The organism is Acinetobacter sp. V104_13 (assembly GCF_031798995.1).
GTDB classification, from domain to species: domain Bacteria; phylum Pseudomonadota; class Gammaproteobacteria; order Pseudomonadales; family Moraxellaceae; genus Acinetobacter; species Acinetobacter pittii.
Genome location: NZ_JAVQNP010000026.1, coordinates 120,772 through 137,961 on the forward strand (window position 1 = coordinate 120,772; position 17,190 = coordinate 137,961).

A 17,190-nucleotide genomic window follows, 5' to 3' on the forward strand; every position below is an offset into this window, starting at 1 on the left:
GTATTAGCGGGATAAACGGAATTCTGCTTTACCGTTTACCGTATATGGAGACAATGAAATCTGTTCTTGGTTTAGACTTAATGACACAGCCGTTGCATCATCAAGACGAATCTGAAATGGAGACTCACCATTTAAACTTAAAGTTGATGACTGACGACCTGTCGCCAAAACTTTACCCGTTGCATCAACAATATGAACAGAAGTTGGTCGGTTGAAGTTTAACACCAATTGGTCACCCACTGTTGAGGTGGTAGCTCCTTGCATAGGTAAAACTTCAACATTCGATTGATTTACTTTAGGTAAATCAGCATCTTCTTTCTTTGAAGTCCATTTTTGGACACCCATAACAAGCAATGACACAACAGCAAGAATTACAACAGCAAGAAGTGCGCGCTTTAACCATTTCTTATTACGATCACTATTAGAACCCGGGAGTTTGCCCATGATTTTAATTGGTGAATTATTTAAAGCATGATTTGGTAACAGCCCAGTATCATTTGCATAAATCTCATCGAAACGCTGAATAATTGCCGTCGCGTCCGTATTCAAATATTTTGCATATGAACGGTAATAACCCTTAATGAAAGTCGCTTCCGGCAATGATTTATAGTCATCTTGCTCTAAAGCGGTCAAGGTCTTAACCGGCATATTTAAATCTGAAGAAACTTGCCCTAACTCTTTATTCTGAGCAACTCGAATTTGACGTAAATACTCACCAGGACGTTGAATATTTCCTAAAGCAGAAGTCGGTAAGCTTGAGCCAGTTGGCTGCTGTGAATTAGGATTTATTTCCATACGGCCTCAGTACTATACTGTAATTGCAAATAACGTTGATATTCTGGACTTTCCGGGAACAAGGCACGTAACTGGTTTACTAACACTTGCATTCCCATTTTATCCGCATTGGCTCGAGCCACTCTTACACCAATCCAAAGTGCTCTTGCACCCTGATTTTTCTGCCCCACTGTACGAACATATTGCTCATACATTTGTGTAGCAGCCGGAATCTGCTGCTGCAAATAAAAAATTTCCGCTAACTCTAACATTGAAATATAAGAGTCGCGGTTAGCAAGGAGTGCTTGTTTGAATGTTTTTTCAGCATTCGCAACATCACCCAATTTTAAATAAATACGCCCCAGATTTTCTAATGCCTGATAGCGTTGGTCATAACCTAATGTTGCGCCAGCAATACGAAATTGCTCAACCGCATCATTATAACGCTCCATTTGATATAAATAAGTACCATAATTATTATGTGCTTGAGCATTATCCGGTTCAGATGAAATTGCTCGTTTGAAATAATGTTCTGCTTTTTCTAAATTGGGTTTGCTACCTTCTTGCTGTAGCAAAATACCCATCATCATATTTGCAGTAGCATCGCGGCTATCTACACTTAAAGCTTGATCAAGAGCTCGCTTTGCTGAGTCCAAGTCACCCGAACGGATATGTTCAGCAGCAAGTTGTGTACGCACCTTTACCGCTTTCTCTGGGTCTTTTTTTTGCGTATGCGTTGTCTGGCAACCACTTGCCAGAAATGCAACTGCAATCCCCATACATAAGACCGTTTTTAACTTTGGAATACTCAAAGCCTGCCCTCAATTTATCCTTGTGTACGCAAAATCTCTTGACGCTGTGTGACTTTTTTCTGCCACTGTTCTGCACGGCGGGTTCTGTCAGCCACCTGACCCACTAACTGTCCACATGCAGCATCAATATCATCACCACGTGTTTGACGAATCGTACACACAAATCCCGCATCAGACAAAGTTTTTTGGAACGAGATAATACGATTTCTGCTTGAGCGACCATATGGCGCATGCGGGAACGGGTTAAATGGAATCAAGTTAATTTTACTTGGTAAATTTTTTAATAATTTAATCATTTGCTGTGCATGTTCAGGCTGATCATTTACGCCTTCTAACATCACATATTCAATCGTTACATGTTTACGCGTACTTTCATTACCATCTTTGGCAATATAACGCTGACATGCTGCAATTAACTGAGCCAATGGATATTTTTTATTAATTGGCACAAGCTCATTACGTAATTCATCGTTTGGCGCATGTAAAGAAATGGCTAAAGCGACATCAATGTCTTTTGCAAGCTGGTCAATTTTCGGTACAACACCCGACGTTGATAAAGTCACACGACGTTTTGACATGCCATAAGCAAAGTCATCAAGCATAATCTGCATTGAGCTTAATACAGCATCATAGTTGAGTAATGGCTCACCCATACCCATCATCACCACATTGGTCACTGAACGCTCACGCTCAGCAACAGGCACTTCTTCCATATAAGAATAGTTTGCCATCCAGAGTTGCCCAATAATTTCATCTGGCGTTAAATCACGTTGGAAACCTTGTTTGCCTGTTGAACAAAATGAGCAATCTAATGCGCAACCCACTTGAGAGGAAATACAAAGCGTTTTACGTAATCCAGTTTTATCTTCGGCAGGAATTAATACGGTTTCAACTAAAGAACCTGCACCCTCACCTACGCGAAACACCCACTTACGTGTACCATCTTTTGAGTAATGACGGTGAACCACTTCAGGTGCTTTAATTTCACAAATCTGTTCAAGCTTCGCACGTAATTTGCCTGAAATATTGGTCATTTCAGCAAAGTCAGTAACAAAGTATTGATGTATCCATTTCATGACCTGTCCGGCACGAAACTTCTTCTCACCAATATCTTCAAAGAATTTTTCTAACTCAGGACGAGACATGCCGAGTAAATTCACTTTATTTTCGGCAGCAGGGATTACCGGCGTGGACGAAGATTGCTGCTGTCCATCAAGATTTTCAGATGAAACGACCACTGCAGAACTCATGTGTATTTACCTAAACCATGTCAAAAAACTGAAGATATTGTTCAAGAATCAAACAATATTCTCTTAAGAGAATAAAAAAACCAGATAAGTAGTATACCACTTATCTGGTTTGAATGCTTTCGATTAACGAGTGCGTGGGCAGATCTCGTTGTCAGCAAAGAAGTAAGCAATTTCACGCTCTGCAGAAGCAACTGAGTCAGAACCGTGAGCAGCATTTTCGTCGATGCTTACAGCGAAGTCAGCACGGATAGTGCCAGGAGCAGCTTCTTTAGGGTTTGTAGCACCTAAGATTTCACGGTGTGCAAGAACTGCATTTTCGCCTTCAAGAACAGATACTACAACTGGACCAGAAGTCATGAATGCAACTAAGTCACCAAAGAAACCACGTTCTTTATGCTCAGCATAGAAACCTTCAGCATCAGCTTGAGAAAGGTGTTTCATTTTAGTCGCAACAATTTTTAAACCCGCTTTTTCAAAACGAGCAAAAATTTCACCGATGTGGTTTTTAGACACTGCATCAGGTTTTACGATAGACAAAGTACGTTCAATAGCCATGAGTGGCTCCTTTATTTTAAGATTTAAACTTTAAAAAATTTGCCGCATTATACCGATGTCATAGGCAATAATCAGCTTTGAATGTGTAAAAGTTGCGATTTTTTCTACTGTTTTTAGCGAACTTCGTCTATCCAGGCCATCTGAATGCCTTCTAGCAATCCTTCTGTCGATTTATTTGGGTCATCACTGAAGTCTGGCAATGCGCACACCCATGCATGTAAATCGGTAAAACGGATCCATTGCGGATCAACTTCTGGATGTGCTTCTGACAATTCAATGGCAATATCAATCGTATCTGTCCAACGTAAGCCCATAGCGGCTCCTATCTGTTTAATCTGCTAAATCACGAACTGTGTACTTTAGCAAATCCACAAACTTAATCGATAGCTTAAGCTGATAAAAATTACCGATACTTATAAAGCGATGTTCAATAATGGCGCCACAAAAATAATCGTAGCCGCGACCGCTGCACCAATTAGCGCACCAACAATCACATCACTTGGATAATGAAGGCCCAATACCATCCGTGACAAAGCGACAAGCACCATAAATGGGAACATGGCTGCAAGCAGAACTGGCTGGATGTAACCCAATACAATTGTCACCATGACCGCATGAAGCGTGTGACCTGATGGAAAACTAAAGTGATCAAGCGGTCTTTCACCAAGTACAATTACCTGATGCACCTGATAAGGACGTGGTCGCGTTGTTTTATGTTTTAAAAATTTATAGATTGCTGTGCCGACAGAACCACTTAATAACAAGTAGATGATTTGCAAGCTATAGTTAATGCCTTGCATGCCCCACACGATTGCCAACATGAGATACCAAAATGGACCATCACCAACACGACTGATAATTTTGAAAAAAAGGGCAACACGCTGTGAGTGAGAGAAATTGTTCAGATATAAACAGCCTCTCAAATCTAAATCGAGTATTTTTATTTTTGCATTCTTAAATTTCATGGTCATTCTCCTATCTTAGGATACTTAGGTGAAGTCCAACGAGGGCTCCTTCACTACCTGATAAAATGCCTGCTCCAATTGCTGAACCGGAAGTTGCCAACCGCTTTGCTGTACTTTATGACAGGCTTGTACGCCCATTTCTCTAAGTTGTTGTACTGAAGGAAGCTGATAAATTTGTTGTATAAAGTGGTTTTTTTGTCCAAGTGGGCTTAACCAGCCATTCACACCATGTGTTAAGTATTGATGTGCACATGCATAATCATACGCTATAACTGGTAAACCGCTTGCCATTGCCTCTAAAACTACGTTACCAAACGTTTCAACTTGACTCGCAAATACGAATACATCTGCACTCGCATAGGCAGCCGCCAAATCTTGACCTCTCAGACTTCCGGTAAAGATAACACCCTTCGCTTCAGGTAGTGACTTTAAACGAGCAAAATCTGGGCCATCTCCTACAATTACTAATTTAGTTTTATTTGGCTGAATGGTTTGCAGGTTCGCATAACTTTCAATGAGAACTTGTACTTCTTTTTCGGGAGACAAACGCCCCACATAAAGCATAACGCGTGTATTCTCATCAGCATCCCATTGTTTTCGCAAATTTTCAGAGCGATGCTTCGGTGAAAATCTGGTTGTATCTACGCCACGCCCAACGACAACCAGTGGACAAGTAATACCAAAACCGCGTAATGCTTCTTGAGTATCTTTACTCGGCACACAGGTCACTTGAGTGTTATTGTGAAACCAGCACAGGTATTTTTGAATCGGTTTGACTAAAAAAGCCAAATCGAAGAATCGACTAAAGTCTTGAAATGGTGAATGAAAGCCGCTCGAAACAGGAATAGCTTTTGCCTTAGCAGCCTGCATGGCGGTTAAACCTAACGGCCCTTCAGTCACGATGTGCACGACATCTGGCACAAACTTTTCAAAAGCTTTCGATACTTTTAAATATTGTGGCCAACCAAATTGTAAAGTTGGATATTTTGGAATAGCCTGCGACATCACCAGACATTCTTGCTCTGGCGTAAAGTCATGACATTTCGCTTTTTGCTCTGGGCGAATCAGTAAAATCTTATGCCCCTGTTTTTGTAAACCTTGGCATAACTGTAATAATGATAGTGCCACACCATTGATTTCGGGTGGCCAAGTTTCCGTTACAATCGCAATTTTTAAACGTGGGCGCACCAAATCATGCAATGAATGTGCATTAGATAGCTGCTGCTTTTGTTTAAAAAAGAATTGGAAGCTTTCAGGAAGTTGCTGTTGTTTTAATAGTGCTGTCGCGTATGAACTTTGCATAGCGCCATCCATCAATGTATTTATTTTCATGCTTAAAGATTAAGCAGTTTTTTTGACATTTTGATGATACATGCATGACAGTTTACTGACATGAAAAATAAAAAAAGCATGCTGATGACAGCATGCTTTTTTCTTAAATCCTAGTAACTCTTAGCGATTTTGCAATTTTGCATAATCCATGAGTACATTAGCAGCTTCAGTCACAAAAGTTTCTTCTTCTGGTAACGCTGGACGTTGCGATGCTTTCATTTTAGCGCGAGATTCAGCTAGAGCATCTAATGAAGCTTGATAGCTTTCCCAGTTTGCAAAAGGCTTTTGACCCGTTGCAGCACGGCGTTCATTCTCTGCATCTAAAGTTTGTTTCTCTAAACCAAGTAGTTCAGCACGACGCTTATCAATATCAAGTACAACTTGTTTTTGGTCACTCGTTACCTTAGCAATCGCAGTACGTTTATTTAGATATTTAAACTGAGCGTCATTGCTAACACGTTGTTCAGAGAATTGAGACAACTTTGTCACATAAGGTTGAACAGAACCTTCACGTTTAAATGGTGCAGTAGGAATTGTGTCCCACTTCAATGCATTCTTCGATTTACGCTCACCAAACTCTTCGTTATAGATATCGACGAGTTTAATGTCAGGCACTACACCTTTATTTTGTGTACTACCACCAGTAATACGATAGAACTTACGCTGAGTTAAAGTTGCTTGACCATATGCCAGAGTATCAAGTTGTACCTGAGCTGTACCCTTACCAGTGGTTGTACTACCAATAATAATACCGCGCTCATAATCTTGAATTGCAGCAGAGTAAATCTCACTTGCCGACGCCGATGCCAAGTTCACCAATACCGCGAGTGGGCCTGTATAAATTTGCTGACCGCCATCGTTATCTTCAAACACGCTTACGTTGCCATTGCCATCACGAATTTGCACCACCGGACCAGACTTAATCACCTGACCCAACATACGTGCAACTTCTTCTAATGAGCCACCTGGGTCATTACGTAAGTCAATAATAATACCTTCTACTTTCTTCGCTTTTAGCGCTTCAAAAGCATTTGCAGTATCTTCAGAAACTGAACGGTATTGTTGACCTGCACGACGTGAACGATAGTCAAAATAGAATGATGGAATTTCAATTACGCCCAACACATGCTTTTTACCATCACGTGTCACTTCAACTGTGCGTGAACGAACACCCGCATCTTCTTCTTGAATAACATCACGTACTAAAGTCACGTTACGTGCCTGACTCATTGATGCGCCAGCACCAAGAAGTTTTAGCGTGACTTTTGTTCCGCGTTTACCACGAATAAGCCCAACAATTTCAGAACTTGTCCAGCCAATCACATCAACCATTTTCTCGCCTTCTTGGGCGACACCAATGATTCGATCTCCTGATTTCACTTGACCAGACTTACTTGCAGGACCACCTTCTACAATGGTTTCAATCTTTGTGTAATCTTCGTTGCCACGTTCTGGACGAATCGACACCCCAATACCTTCGAGTTGCAAGGTAGTTTGGCGATTAAGTTCTATCGCATCAATTGGCGGGTAATAGTTACTATGTGGATCATAGGTCGCCAACATTGCATTTAATGTTTTGTCCAAGACGTCATCGCTTTTCACACGACTAATTCTTTCAAGCTGACGCGTATAACGTTTAGTTAACGTTTGAGCTGGCGTTAAATCTTCTGGGCCAGTTAAGTCTTGACCATCAGCAAGTGAAGGATTTTCTTTAAGCGCTTTTTGTTTCGCCTGCTCTTCTTCACGACTAATGGTTAAGTTGATTAACTGTGAAACCAACATTTTGCGCCAATGATTTTGTTGCTCAGCAGTCGTTTTAAAATACGGTGCTTTTTCACGATCAACTTCAATATAACTATTAGGCTGCTTTAAATTTTGCTGTTGTTTTAACTCAGCTAACATGAACTCATAAAATTGTTTTAAGCGTTCACGATATTGCTGATGAATTGCAAACGGTCCAGTTAAATTCCCCGCTTTTAATGAAGCACCAAAATTTGAACCATATAGTTTTTTATAATTTTGAACTTCAGCGTCTAAAAATAGTGAGTGATCTGGGTCAAGACTATCTAAATACATATCCAGAATACGATTTGATGTGGTCGCATCCAGACGCATATTTAAATAATGTTGGCGATCAACTAAAGTTGCCAGCTGGCGAGCTACCAAAGCTTGTTCTTGCGTTGGCTGGATTGATTGAGAAACCGCAGCAGTATTGGTTGCTGCTCTCGCTTCATTCATCGTATGAGAGAAGAATAAACCGCCAGTCGCGATCGCTACTGCACAAGCTATAGTTTGAAGTTTCATAAATTTTTAATACTTCCTTGGGTGTTCCTATCTTACACGCTCTGTTTTCGATATGAACTAAGCAGATTCAAAATCTTAACCAACTAAATTGTTTATACCGTGTAGTTTTATCATATTCTGTACTGACAAAATGTAGCAAAACATTGCAAAATTCGCTTATTGTTTTTCAATCAAAATTCAAATGGAACCAATATGATTGGCGCATTGATGCTGGACATCGCCGGCACAGAACTTACTCAAGAAGATATTGAACTATTACGCGCTCCGCAAGTCGGTGGCATGATTTTATTTGCACGAAATATTGAATCTCCACAACAAGTGCGTGCTTTAACCGACCATATGCGTCAAATTCGCCCAGATATTTTGATTGCTGTTGACCAAGAAGGTGGCCGAGTTCAGCGCCTAAGATCAGGTTTTACCTTATTACCAGCCATGGGTCGTTTTGGGGAGTTATATTTAACTCAACCTCAAAAAGCACTTGAGCTGGCTGAACAGTGCGGTTGGTTAATGGCAACAGAAGTCCTTGCAGTCGGCATCGATTTTAGTTTTGCACCAGTTTTAGATCTTAATGCAATTAGTGACGTGATTGGTGACCGTGGCTTCTCTAAAAATATTGATGATATTGCCCCGCTTGCAGGCGCATTTATGCAAGGTATGAAAAAAGCTGGAATGGCAAACACAGGCAAACATTTCCCAGGCCATGGTTCTGTGAAAGCCGACTCTCATGTTGCGGCCGCAATCGACAGTCGTAGCTATGACGAAATTTACAACCATGATATGCAAAGCTTCATTAAGCTTATGCCTCAGCTAGATGCGCTCATGCCAGCACATGTGATTTATGATCAAGTTGATTCAAATCCAGCAGGTTTTTCACCTTTCTGGATTCAAGAAGTTCTACGCAAACGTTTGAATTTTAATGGTGTACTTTTCTCTGATGACTTAAGCATGCAGGCTGCATGTGTCGCAGGTGGTGCGGATGCTCGTATTCAGGCTGCTCTAGCAGCTGGGTGTGACATGGGGCTGGTGTGTAATGATCGAAGTGCAGCCTGTACAGCACTTGAAGGTATTACAAACTTAGAACTACCAAATCAAGAGCGTTTAGAACGCATGCGCGGCCAAATTCCACAAATTCAAATTGGTGAAACCTTATCGCTTGGAAACGAGTGGCAAGCTGTCAAAACAGCCATTGAAGAGTTTAAAAATTCGATTTAACTTTACTGAGTAATTGATAAGTTTTTATGAAATAAGATTGTCTCAACAATTGGATACTCGGTAACGTCATCCACAACCTGCATGGTTTATGCAAAATGCTTTTTTGCAATTAAATCAAAAAATATCAGGCTTTGAACAGGTTTTGTGGATGACAATGGTTTTGCCTACTTTTCCCAAAAGAAAAGTAGGTCGAGCCGAAGGCTGATGACTAAATAAAATTAGAACACAGCATGACTCTGCTATGAAAATTACGACATAAAAAATATCAAGATAAATTTATGGAAAAATAGAGCCTAGGACGAATGACACAACAACTTTCAAAACACCGCCATATCTCTTTTACAGCCCACTATACGGGTTATATCTGGTATCAAATGGGGATCTCTCATGAAGCACTTGCCACAACTAAAGGCAAATCACTGGCATATTTGGTTCATCCGATAGAGTCTTGGGCAGAGAAGTATGTCGGCGGTAGCATGCGCACGACGCTCAAACAGCGCCACACCATGCTTGATCATCATTTAGAACAACTCATTCAAGAAAATCCTGATTTACAAGTTTTAGAAATAGCATGCGGATTATCGCCACGTGGCTGGTGGTTTAGGCAACATTACCCTTCGATTACCTATCGGGAGCTTGATTTGCCCGATATGGCACAAACCAAACAAAATGCGTTACAGCAAATTGAAAAAAATGCACCTGAAATCTTATCAGTTGATTTATTTACAGAAGCTTTTGCTCAGGCATTTGAAGTGTTTGACCCGAACCGTCCACTGGTTGTAATCAGTGAAGGCTTGATTAACTATTTTGATAAAGATTTATTAAAACAACTGATTCAGTCAATTGCGCACCATGGTTCGTCTTTTAAAAATTTTCACTATTTAACTGATCTCTACCCTGAACCAGTAAAAAACAAACTTGCCAGTATTATCTGGAATAGCAGTAAATTATTGAAATTAATGTCTCGAAGCTCGTTTAGTTTTCACTTCAAAAGTCCACAAGAGGTTAAGGACTTTTTTAAAGACACGGAGTTTCAGCAGGTGAATGTGGAACAACCTCAAATATTCTTTGGGCAAGTTTCTCAAGATAGCCATGAAGAGCATTTAGGCGATTTAGTCTGGACTATTCACGCGCAAATAAAATAATAAATATAAAAAATGGAAGCTCGAAATAAACGAGCTTCCATCTATAACTATATTATTAAGCTGCTTGTTTTTGACGAGCAATAAAACGGCTTAACCGATCAGCAAGCTCAAAACTACCATGTTTAAATAAAGCTCGAATACCCTGCGCTGTACTTTCAAAAATTAAGCACTCAATTGCAAAACGACCTTCTTCATCTTCTAAATGCAGTGCCAAATCACGTGGATGATCATTCACAAAATCAAGCTGCGAAACATCATCCATTTTTAAATACATACCAAAGAAAGTCACATCAACAATCGTCACTGGCACTTCTGTTTTATATTCACGGTGGCTCAGTTTAGTTTTAGGTTGCAAAACTGGAACTCGCTCCTCACCACGGCGCTCCATGTTTTGCATTTGTTCACGTGTCATAGGAATAATGCCATCCAAATTTTGGATAGATTCACCCTTCAAGAATGAAGTGAACAAACTCATAGTTTCTTTACGACGCTGGAGCTGTGGCACATGATCAGCGTTTGCAATAAGTGCAAATTCCATATCTGGACATTGCAAAGCAAAATTGGCATTTTCATGAGGCAGAGTAAAACTGTCGTACTGCCCTGCTGCAACCAACGTTTTGCACTCTGGAATAGGTACATCTGTTAAACGCAAAAGACGATTACAGTTAATTTCATAACGTTCTCGCTCAGTCCCAGTAAACTCGGCCATTTGCCTAAAAAATAACTTTTTAGCGGTTGGTGACATACGAGTTTTATCTAATTTTGCATGATTCACCAAATACAAAATCACAGCTTGCCCAAACTCTTCCATGCGGTTTTCTTGCATGAGTTTGAGTGACTCTTCCAAAATCATTCGCCAACTTTTACGAGTCTTCTGCATAACTCCCATCAAGATCATACGATCCATCAGGTCAGGACGGTGATGAGCAAAACAAGAGGCAATCACGGAACCTAAAGACATTCCCATTACAGAAACTTTTTGTATTCCAACGATATCTAACCAACGTCCTAACATTTCAGATAAATCAGGAAGTTCTAAAGTACCAGCAGACACTCCTGTGTCGCGATTGGTAATTTGCTGATTTGCACCCATTGAAGGTAAGTCAATTAAAATAACCGGACCACTTTCAAACAATTGTTCAACACAATATTTATAAGAATTAAAATTCTGGAAAGCACCACCAACAATCACAATCGGCGTTTTGTGAATCGTTTTAGGATCGGCAATTGCCATATATTCAATTTTCCAACCGTCAATCCATGTTGTACGAGCAGGTTGTTTAAAACTATCTCTATGGTAGATATCGAAAAAGCCAAAACCGGCATAAGCTTGGTTGATCTCCGAATCCATTTGAATAATGGAATTCATATCCTTGCTTCCTCCTTGCTGTAATTTTTTTATGCTGCAAGAGTTCCTTCTTGAACACGTAATCTTTTATGCACAAAACTTTAAATTTTGTATTAGTTTGTATTGCACAATAACATTCTAAACAATTGTCTGAAATATACGCAATCGCTGAAATGACCGCTCATCTTGTTTAAGTCGCTAATAGTTTGCAAAATATTTAAATGTTTTTTTATGGCGGTCACATTTTTGAAAAAAAGCCATTCATTGTTCCGCATTTGACTGCTACTATCTTACTCATTGGTAAATGATTAAAAAATGCTATGCAAGATTCAATTGAACAATATATGCAAAAAGTTGGGCAACAAGCACGCGAGGCCTCACGCGTCTTAACAAGTGCTTCTACCTCACTAAAAAATCATGCACTCTCTGCTATTTATACTGCTTTGGAAAATAATCAGGCAGCAATCTTGGCGGCGAATCAAATCGACATGGATAAAGGTCGTAGCAATCAGCTCGACAGTGCCTTACTTGATCGTCTTGAGCTTACGCCCGCACGCTTTAAAGGGATGTTGCAAGGTTTAAAAGATGTGATCGCGCTTGTCGATCCAATTGGAGAAATTACTGATCTTGCATATCGCCCCACAGGCATTCAAATTGGAAAAATGCGTGTACCTTTAGGTGTTGTTGGTATGATTTATGAATCACGTCCAAACGTAACACTTGAAGCTGCATCTTTAGCGATTAAATCAGGTAATGCCATTATTTTACGTGGTGGTTCAGAAGCACTCGAGTCAAATAAAGCAATCGCAGAAGCAATTAAGCATGGTTTAAAAGTTGCCGGTTTACCTGAGCATTCAGTACAAGTCATTGAAACTTCTGACCGTGCAGCTGTTGGTCATCTCATCACCATGGCTGAATATGTAGATGTCATTGTTCCACGTGGCGGTAAAAGCTTGATTGAGCGCGTAACCAACGAAGCGCGTATTCCGGTGATTAAACATCTTGATGGTAACTGTCATGTATTTGTTGAAGCACAAGCAGATTTGCAAAAAGCATTACCAATTACTTTAAATGCAAAAACACATCGTTACGGTGTTTGTAATGCGATGGAAACGCTGTTGGTTGATGAGAAAATTGCAGACGTTTTCTTACCGCACATTGCTGAACTGTATGCTGAAAAACAAGTTGAGTTACGTGGCTGTCCAGAAACACGCCGTATTTTGGGTGCCTCTGTAAAACCTGCAACAGAAGAAGATTGGTACACCGAATATTTAGGGCCAATTCTTGCAGTTAAAGTGGTGAGCGGGATTGATGAAGCAATTGACCATATCAACAAATATGGTTCACATCACACTGATGCAATTGTGACTGAAAACTACACTTTAGCTCGTCAGTTCTTGGCTCGTGTAGATTCAAGCTCAGTTGTGATTAATGCATCAACTCGTTTTGCGGATGGTTTCGAATATGGTTTAGGCGCTGAAATTGGTATCTCCACCGATAAAATCCATGCCCGCGGCCCAGTTGGTTTAGAAGGCTTAACTTCACAAAAATGGATTGTGTTAGGTGACGGACAAATTCGCCAATAATTAAATCTATGAGTTCAAATAAAAACGCCTGATCAATTTCAGGCGTTTTTTATTATTCAAGTTATAAGTCACTATAAAAAAGCCAGCCCGAAGGCTGGCTTTTTATTTTTATATTTATTAGAAAATAAAGTCCGTATTCACAAATTTAGAATAGTGCTCAGATACCATAGAGGCCAACATGCCCTTACTGTCATCTGTCTGCTTAGCAGCAATCATGGAACGGATAGAGAACGCTCGCAGAGCATCATGCACAGACAGTGTACCTTCCGCAGAATCTTTACGACCACCGAACGGGAACACATCAGGGCCACGCTGACATTGACAGTTGATGTTCACACGACAAACCTGATGAACCAGCGGATCAACCAAGTGACCAATTTGCTCAGGGTCGCTACCAAAAATACTCACCTGCTGACCATGATCAGAAGTAGTGACATAGTCCAGCACAGTTTCAATGTCATCGTAAACAGAGACTGGTATCACTGGACCAAACTGTTCTTCGCGATACAGCCTCATTCCCTCACTCACTGGATAAACTACAGCTGGATAGAACATCGTTTTGCAGAATTCACCGCCTTCCGGATTAACTACTTTTGCCCCTTTAGCTACAGCATCTTCAATGACTTCAGTCATGTAGTTCGTACGGTGCATACCTGGTAACGGAGTAATAAACACACCTTTTTCCCAAGGCATACCCACTTTAAGTTTGGCCAGCTCAGCCGTTAAGCGGTTAACAAATTCATCTGCTATTGAACGATGTACCATCAACATTTTGAGTGCGGTACAACGCTGACCATTAAACGACAATGCACCCAGCAGACACTCTTTCACTGTTAGATCCAAGTCGGCATCTGGCAGAATAATAGCGGCATTCTTCGCATCTAGCCCCAAAATCGCACGCAGACGGTGAGATTTAGGATGTTGCTTCTTCAAATGATCAGCTACTTTACTAGAACCAATCAGTGCCAGTACATTAATTTGCCCAGATGCCAGTAGATGGGGTACCACTAGAGAACCTGGTGCATAAATGGTATTGATCACACCTTTTGGAAATGAATCACGGAACGCTTCTAGTAACGGTTCAAACAACAATGTCCCAAATTGAGGTGGTTTGAAGATGATCGTATTCCCCATCAGCATGGCTGGGATCAGAGTCGCAAAGGTTTCGTTCAGTGGGTAGTTGTATGGTCCCATACACAACACGACACCTAATGGAGTACGACGGATTTGTCCAATCGTACCTTCAGCAATTACAAAGCGGGAGTTGGCATTATCCAAATCTTTCAGGGCATCAATCGTTTGACGCATGTAGGTAATCGTACGGTCAAATTCTTTCTCTGAATCCGCCAAGCTTTTGCCAATTTCCCACATGATCAGCTTAATAATTAGATCTCGCTGTTCCACCATGCGCTGAATAAATTTTTGCATACAGGCAATGCGCTCACCAACCTTCATCATAGGCCATTCGCCACGACCATTGTTGTAAGCCCTTACCGCTGCCTCTAGTGCTTCATCGCTTTCTTTTTCGCCCATGACCGGATAACTACCAAGTTCAACTTGCTCTAGGCTACCGTCAGGCTGCTGAATCCAGATTGGAGATAATGTTTTCTTGGTTGCACCAGCCCATAGCTTCAACTCACCATCCACGAGTGAGACACGCTGATGAATTTGGGAGGGCAGACGCACACTTTCAGGAATACTGTCTACTACTGGAAATTTAAGCTGTAGATTATTTAACTGATTCATTCTTCTTAATACCTTATTATTCGTATGTCTTTTATATATTCCCGAACTCGCCACTGTAATCAGGTTTTATTCGGGTCAATATCACTATTATTATCCGTACTCACCTTGCTTGAACCGTAAACCACAAGGTGAATATCTTAAAGCGTTGGTAATCTTTCTAGATGAATTTACCCCCGACACACACTATCAGTCACCCCTAGCTTCTGGATGACTTGTTCAATGATCTGTTCTGGTGTGAGAGCAATATCAATAGCAATTGCTTCATTCACATCAGGTTCCTCTAATGTGTCTAGCTGTGTTTGTAGCAACGCTGGGTCAAAAAAATGACCTGATCTTTCTGCAAGTCGTTGCTGTAATAACTCATAAGAACCTTTTAAGTAGACAAACTTAACATTTTGGTCCTGCCCTCTTAAAATATCGCGATACATGCGTTTTAAAGATGAACATGTAAATACAGCTGTTTCACCGTCTCTTTGTTTGGTTTCAATGACCTGACGAATTGCTTGTAACCATGGCAAGCGGTCTTCATCAGTTAAGGGAATGCCTTGACTCATCTTACTTTTATTTGCAGCTGAATGAAGCGTATCGCCATCAAGGAACTCACAAGCCAAACGCTCTGATAACAATTCACCGATTAGGGTTTTACCTGTTCCACAGACACCCATTGCAATCACAATCATGGATTACTCACCTTTAATTATAAAATAGTGCTAAGCAGTAGCGTGAAAGATAAACCTAACACCGAAATGATCGTTTCCAATACCGACCAAGTCTTGAGCGTCTGCCCTACTGTCATACCGAAATATTCTTTGATTAACCAGAATCCTGCGTCATTTACATGTGAGAAAACTAATGAACCCGAACCTGTGGCAAGTACTAAAAGTTCCGGCCTAACTGCAACACCTGCTGTTGCTGCAATGGGAGCCACAATGCTACACGCCGTAGCCATGGCAACAGTAGCCGATCCTGTTGCTAAACGAATCAGTGCTGCAACAAACCAGCCCAACAATAACGGCGATAAATTTGCCTTTAAAGCTGTAGAAACAATCTCATTAGAAATACCGGTGTCACGCAAAATGCCACCAAAACCACCACCAGCACCTACAATCAACATAATCCCAGCAATAGAAGCTAAACACCCGCCACAGAATTTTTCAATTTGTTCACGGTTAAAGCCCTGCATCGTACCGAAAGTAATAAAGCTAACCAATACTGCGATGAGCAACGCGATATCAGAAGTACCAATAAAACGTAATAAGTCGTTTGCAAAAGTTTGGGGTGCAAAGAAAAGATCTGCCCAGCTACCGATCAACATCAATACAACCGGCAGCATGATCGTAAATAAGGTAATACCAAAACTTGGTAATTCACGTGTCTTACTAGCATCTGCTTCAACAAACTGCTTTGCTAAAGGATTATTTTCAGGCAATTTGACGTATTTATTGATCCAAAGTGCATACAATGGTCCAGCAACAATTGCCGTTGGCACACCAACGATCAGACTATAAGCAATCGTTTTACCAATATCAGCATGATAAGCTTGTACTGCCAACAGTGCTGCTGGATGTGGTGGAATTAAGCCATGCACAACCGACAAACCTGCAACCATTGGCAAGCCCACAACCAGTAAGGATTTGCCTGTTCGCTTCGCAATGTTGAATGCAATTGGAATGAGTAGAACGAAACCTACTTCGAAAAATACGGGAAGCCCAACAATAAGGGCAATAAACATCATGGCCCAGTGAATATTTTTCTCACCAAACCATTTAATTAGGGTAATCGCTATTCGCTCTGCGCCACCCGACTCAGCCATCATTTTGCCGAGCATTGTTCCTAATGCGATTACAATCGCGAGGTGGCCTAGGGTTTTACCAGTACCAGCTTCATATGACTTAACAATATCGCCCATTGGCATGCCAACAGCTAAAGCTAAACCAAGTGAAACAATAATGAGAACCAGAAATGGATAAATTCTAAACTTCGCGATCATAACCACTAAAGCAATAATCGCGATTACAGTGTAGATCAGTAACATGCCACCCTGAACCGTCTCCATGGGACACTTCTCCTTGGAATAATTATTTAGGCACACTGCCTAAACAAAGGTCTTCAACCACAGTAATTCCTACTGTTAAGACATTAAATTTTTATATTTAGGTGT

Annotated in this window: 15 protein-coding genes; 3 read left to right on the forward strand and 12 right to left on the reverse strand. The window is 40.8% G+C overall.

Annotated features, from left to right (window positions below; all coding sequences use genetic code 11):
- Positions 1-3: 3 nt before the first annotated feature.
- The 8 genes from RMB06_RS11970 to RMB06_RS12005 all read right to left on the reverse strand — a co-directional run bounded on the left by RMB06_RS11970 (position 4) and on the right by RMB06_RS12005 (position 7,992).
- A complete protein-coding gene (locus RMB06_RS11970; RefSeq protein WP_033849429.1) occupies positions 4-795 on the reverse strand; it encodes a RodZ domain-containing protein in 792 nt (263 codons plus the stop codon).
- Complete coding sequence (gene pilW, locus RMB06_RS11975) at positions 786-1,586, reverse strand: type IV pilus biogenesis/stability protein PilW (RefSeq protein WP_199977444.1); 801 nt, start codon at positions 1,584-1,586, stop codon at positions 786-788. Before pilW ends, RMB06_RS11970 begins: the two co-directional genes overlap by 10 nt.
- 14 nt (positions 1,587-1,600) lie before the next feature.
- On the reverse strand, positions 1,601-2,836 hold the full coding sequence (gene rlmN, locus RMB06_RS11980; RefSeq protein WP_002115097.1) for a 23S rRNA (adenine(2503)-C(2))-methyltransferase RlmN: 1,236 nt from the start codon (positions 2,834-2,836) through the stop codon (positions 1,601-1,603).
- 123 nt (positions 2,837-2,959) lie between these two features.
- Entirely contained in the window at positions 2,960-3,391 is a 432-nt protein-coding gene (gene ndk / locus RMB06_RS11985) for a nucleoside-diphosphate kinase (RefSeq protein WP_000963851.1), read from the reverse strand.
- 113 nt (positions 3,392-3,504) lie between these two features.
- Entirely contained in the window at positions 3,505-3,705 is a 201-nt protein-coding gene (gene iscX / locus RMB06_RS11990) for a Fe-S cluster assembly protein IscX (RefSeq protein ID WP_004698764.1), read from the reverse strand.
- Between the two features lie 99 nt (positions 3,706-3,804).
- A complete protein-coding gene (locus tag RMB06_RS11995; protein WP_311079637.1) occupies positions 3,805-4,356 on the reverse strand; it encodes a phosphatase PAP2 family protein in 552 nt (183 codons plus the stop codon).
- 24 nt (positions 4,357-4,380) lie between these two features.
- Positions 4,381-5,670, reverse strand: a complete 1,290-nt coding sequence (locus RMB06_RS12000) for a glycosyltransferase family 1 protein (RefSeq protein WP_075383343.1) — start codon at positions 5,668-5,670, stop codon at positions 4,381-4,383.
- Between the two features lie 138 nt (positions 5,671-5,808).
- Positions 5,809-7,992 carry a carboxy terminal-processing peptidase gene (locus tag RMB06_RS12005; RefSeq protein ID WP_017398811.1) on the reverse strand — a complete coding sequence of 728 codons (2,184 nt, stop codon included), beginning with the start codon at positions 7,990-7,992 and terminating at the stop codon, positions 5,809-5,811.
- Between the two features lie 192 nt (positions 7,993-8,184).
- Between RMB06_RS12005 and nagZ the strand changes: the two genes are divergently transcribed.
- Positions 8,185-9,204: a beta-N-acetylhexosaminidase gene (gene nagZ, locus RMB06_RS12010; protein WP_311079640.1), complete on the forward strand. Its 1,020-nt coding sequence runs from the start codon at positions 8,185-8,187 to the stop codon at positions 9,202-9,204.
- A 302-nt stretch (positions 9,205-9,506) separates the two neighbouring features.
- Complete coding sequence (locus tag RMB06_RS12015) at positions 9,507-10,349, forward strand: class I SAM-dependent methyltransferase (RefSeq protein ID WP_033849440.1); 843 nt, start codon at positions 9,507-9,509, stop codon at positions 10,347-10,349.
- Positions 10,350-10,404: 55 nt separating this feature from the next.
- Here RMB06_RS12015 and RMB06_RS12020 read toward each other — a convergent pair whose 3' ends face one another.
- Complete coding sequence (locus RMB06_RS12020; protein ID WP_033849442.1) at positions 10,405-11,718, reverse strand: alpha/beta fold hydrolase; 1,314 nt, start codon at positions 11,716-11,718, stop codon at positions 10,405-10,407.
- Between the two features lie 299 nt (positions 11,719-12,017).
- Here RMB06_RS12020 and RMB06_RS12025 point away from each other — a divergent pair, with 299 nt between their 5' ends.
- Positions 12,018-13,283, forward strand: a complete 1,266-nt coding sequence (locus RMB06_RS12025) for a glutamate-5-semialdehyde dehydrogenase (protein ID WP_005066156.1) — start codon at positions 12,018-12,020, stop codon at positions 13,281-13,283.
- A gap of 117 nt (positions 13,284-13,400) precedes the next feature.
- Here the strand turns inward: RMB06_RS12025 and RMB06_RS12030 are convergent, their stop codons facing one another.
- The 3 genes from RMB06_RS12030 to RMB06_RS12040 form a co-directional block, all read right to left on the reverse strand.
- A complete protein-coding gene (locus RMB06_RS12030) occupies positions 13,401-15,029 on the reverse strand; it encodes an NADP-dependent glyceraldehyde-3-phosphate dehydrogenase (RefSeq protein WP_311079645.1) in 1,629 nt (542 codons plus the stop codon).
- A gap of 167 nt (positions 15,030-15,196) precedes the next feature.
- On the reverse strand, positions 15,197-15,709 hold the full coding sequence (locus tag RMB06_RS12035; RefSeq protein ID WP_009390752.1) for a gluconokinase: 513 nt from the start codon (positions 15,707-15,709) through the stop codon (positions 15,197-15,199).
- A 17-nt stretch (positions 15,710-15,726) separates the two neighbouring features.
- Entirely contained in the window at positions 15,727-17,085 is a 1,359-nt protein-coding gene (locus RMB06_RS12040) for a gluconate:H+ symporter (protein ID WP_016142252.1), read from the reverse strand.
- Between the last annotated feature and the right edge of the window lie 105 nt (positions 17,086-17,190).

What these genes read in the sequence shown, in the direction of transcription:
- RMB06_RS11970 (WP_033849429.1), bottom strand. Translation starts at nt 795, where the DNA reads ATGGAAATAAATCCTAATTCACAGCAGCCAACTGGCTCAAGCTTACCG.
- rlmN (WP_002115097.1), bottom strand. Translation starts at nt 2,836, where the DNA reads ATGAGTTCTGCAGTGGTCGTTTCATCTGAAAATCTTGATGGACAGCAG.
- ndk (WP_000963851.1), bottom strand. Translation starts at nt 3,391, where the DNA reads ATGGCTATTGAACGTACTTTGTCTATCGTAAAACCTGATGCAGTGTCT.
- iscX (WP_004698764.1), bottom strand. Translation starts at nt 3,705, where the DNA reads ATGGGCTTACGTTGGACAGATACGATTGATATTGCCATTGAATTGTCA.
- RMB06_RS11995 (WP_311079637.1), bottom strand. Translation starts at nt 4,356, where the DNA reads ATGAAATTTAAGAATGCAAAAATAAAAATACTCGATTTAGATTTGAGA.
- RMB06_RS12000 (WP_075383343.1), bottom strand. Translation starts at nt 5,670, where the DNA reads ATGGATGGCGCTATGCAAAGTTCATACGCGACAGCACTATTAAAACAA.
- RMB06_RS12005 (WP_017398811.1), bottom strand. Translation starts at nt 7,992, where the DNA reads ATGAAACTTCAAACTATAGCTTGTGCAGTAGCGATCGCGACTGGCGGT.
- nagZ (WP_311079640.1), top strand. Translation starts at nt 8,185, where the DNA reads ATGATTGGCGCATTGATGCTGGACATCGCCGGCACAGAACTTACTCAA.
- RMB06_RS12015 (WP_033849440.1), top strand. Translation starts at nt 9,507, where the DNA reads ATGACACAACAACTTTCAAAACACCGCCATATCTCTTTTACAGCCCAC.
- RMB06_RS12020 (WP_033849442.1), bottom strand. Translation starts at nt 11,718, where the DNA reads ATGAATTCCATTATTCAAATGGATTCGGAGATCAACCAAGCTTATGCC.
- RMB06_RS12025 (WP_005066156.1), top strand. Translation starts at nt 12,018, where the DNA reads ATGCAAGATTCAATTGAACAATATATGCAAAAAGTTGGGCAACAAGCA.
- RMB06_RS12030 (WP_311079645.1), bottom strand. Translation starts at nt 15,029, where the DNA reads ATGAATCAGTTAAATAATCTACAGCTTAAATTTCCAGTAGTAGACAGT.
- RMB06_RS12035 (WP_009390752.1), bottom strand. Translation starts at nt 15,709, where the DNA reads ATGATTGTGATTGCAATGGGTGTCTGTGGAACAGGTAAAACCCTAATC.
- RMB06_RS12040 (WP_016142252.1), bottom strand. Translation starts at nt 17,085, where the DNA reads ATGGAGACGGTTCAGGGTGGCATGTTACTGATCTACACTGTAATCGCG.